Here is a 2,500-nt window from a genome sequence, read left to right as displayed (position 1 = left end):
CCGCTGGAGGTATCGGAAGTGCGAATGCTGACATGAGTAACGATAATGCGGGTGAAAAGCCCGCACGCCGAAAGCCCAAGGTTTCCTTGCGCAACGTTAATCGACGCAGGGTTAGTCGGTCCCTAAGGCGAGGGCGAAAGCCGTAGTCGATGGGAAGCAGGTTAATATTCCTGCACCTCGCGTGAGTGCGATGGAGGGACGGAGAAGGTTAGGTGTACCGGGCGTTGGTTGTCCCGGGGAAAGGCGGTAGGTTTGGATCTTTGGCAAATCCGGGATCCTTTAAGACCGAGCACCGAGACGAGCCTTTATGGCGAAGTCACTGATACCACGCTTCCAGGAAAAGCTCCTAAGCTTCAGCTCACGAAGACCGTACCGTAAACCGACACAGGTGGGTAGGATGAGAATTCTCAGGCGCTTGAGAGAACTCGGGTGAAGGAACTAGGCAACATGGCACCGTAACTTCGGGAGAAGGTGCACCCTTTTTGGTGGCTCATGCGAGCTATAGCTGAAGAGGGTCGCAGAAACCAGGCCGCTGCGACTGTTTATCAAAAACACAGCACTCTGCAAACACGAAAGTGGACGTATAGGGTGTGACGCCTGCCCGGTGCTGGAAGGTTAATTGATGGGGTCAGCCGCAAGGCGAAGCTCTTGATCGAAGCCCCAGTAAACGGCGGCCGTAACTATAACGGTCCTAAGGTAGCGAAATTCCTTGTCGGGTAAGTTCCGACCTGCACGAATGGCGTAACGACAGCGGCGCTGTCTCCACCCGAGACTCAGTGAAATTGAAATCGCTGTGAAGATGCAGCGTCCCCGTGGCAAGACGGAAAGACCCCGTGAACCTTTACTATAGCTTTACACTGAACGTTGAGTTCGTCTGTGTAGGATAGGTGGGAGGCTATGATACTGTTGCGCTAGCTGCAGTGGAGCCATCCTTGAAATACCACCCTGTCGTGCTTGACGTTCTAACCTAGATCCGTTATCCGGATCAGGGACCGTGTATGGTGGGTAGTTTGACTGGGGCGGTCTCCTCCTAAAGAGTAACGGAGGAGCACGAAGGTACGCTCAGCGCGGTCGGACATCGCGCACTGTGTGCAAAGGCATAAGCGTGCTTGACTGCAAGATCGACGGATCAAGCAGGTACGAAAGTAGGTCTTAGTGATCCGGTGGTTCTGTATGGAAGGGCCATCGCTCAACGGATAAAAGGTACTCCGGGGATAACAGGCTGATACCGCCCAAGAGTTCATATCGACGGCGGTGTTTGGCACCTCGATGTCGGCTCATCACATCCTGGGGCTGTAGTCGGTCCCAAGGGTATGGCTGTTCGCCATTTAAAGTGGTACGCGAGCTGGGTTCAGAACGTCGTGAGACAGTTCGGTCCCTATCTGCCATGGGCGTTGGAAGTTTGAGAGGGGCTGCTCCTAGTACGAGAGGACCGGAGTGGACGAACCTCTGGTGTTCCGGTTGTCACGCCAGTGGCATTGCCGGGTAGCTATGTTCGGAAGCGATAACCGCTGAAAGCATCTAAGCGGGAAGCGCGCCTCAAGATGAGACTTCCCGGGGCACAAGCCCCCTAAAGGAACCATATAGACTATGTGGTTGATAGGTCAGGTGTGTAAGTACAGCAATGTATTGAGCTAACTGATACTAATGATCCGTGCGGCTTGACCATATAACCTCAAGTTGCCTTGGTCACAACGAACGTTGGTAGATCCGCAAACGCAAGCTACGTCACAAGTTAACTATGCGAGACTGAGCGCCGTAGGTGCTTCTTCTGCAAACGCTTGCACATTCTTGTGTTCGCGTTTGTCGAAAAGCCCAACTGGCGACGCTCCAGCCGTCTCCCTGGTGAAATTAGCGCTGTGGAACCACCCGATCCCATACCGAACTCGGAAGTGAAACGCAGCTGCGCCGATGGTAGTGTGGCTCAAGCCATGCGAGAGTAGGTCATCGCCAGGGGCTTTACCCGAATCCCTCCATCCAACAGGATGGGGGGTTTCTTTTTGGGCGGAATTTAAGACGCTACTGGTTCCTACAAAGGCGCCAAGATGCGCGAGTGCAGGCAACGCGGCACCTGATTAGCCCTGACCTTCAGCCGCCAGTCGCAGGATCTGCGCCGCGCTTTGTGGATGCTGCTCTCACCTGAAGCCAACGCGGTGACGTGATGCGCAGCAATGCCGTGCAGTTCCAGGCGGGATGATCGATGCCTGAGTTCTTCGCGTCCTACGGCACCGAAGCCACGTGCTATCGCGCGCTCTACACGTGGCGCTGGCCGCAAGGCTTTCGTTGCCCTGTCTGCGCCGGACGGGTGCGGTCGCGTTTCAAGCGGGGTGCTGCGATCTACTCCCAATGCAGCGCGGGCCGGCATCAGACCAGCTTGATTGCAGGCACGATGTTCGAAGGCACCAAACTGCCGCCTACTTGATGGCCGCGGCCTTGTATCCCGGGTTTGGAAAAGGAAGCATGGAGCAGCGTGACACTTCGCCAATCGCGGCATCGGCGG

General features: G+C 55.7%; 2 rRNA genes and 1 pseudogene (1 of these 3 cut by a window edge). All 3 read left to right on the top strand.

Going from position 1 to position 2,500, the window contains the following annotated elements:
* Positions 1-1,669: ribosomal RNA gene (locus XpopCFBP1817_RS18765) — 23S ribosomal RNA — on the top strand; it begins 1,213 nt to the left of the window's first position.
* 172 nt (positions 1,670-1,841) lie between these two features.
* Positions 1,842-1,956, top strand: a 5S ribosomal RNA gene (gene rrf / locus XpopCFBP1817_RS18760).
* A 244-nt stretch (positions 1,957-2,200) separates the two neighbouring features.
* Positions 2,201-2,413 (top strand): annotated as a pseudogene (locus tag XpopCFBP1817_RS18755) (transposase); the annotation flags it as partial.
* Between the last annotated feature and the right edge of the window lie 87 nt (positions 2,414-2,500).

The organism is Xanthomonas populi (assembly GCF_002940065.1).
Taxonomy (GTDB): domain Bacteria; phylum Pseudomonadota; class Gammaproteobacteria; order Xanthomonadales; family Xanthomonadaceae; genus Xanthomonas; species Xanthomonas populi.
The sequence above is the reverse complement of the archived record's forward strand: the minus strand, read 5'-3'. Positions and strand labels throughout refer to the sequence as shown.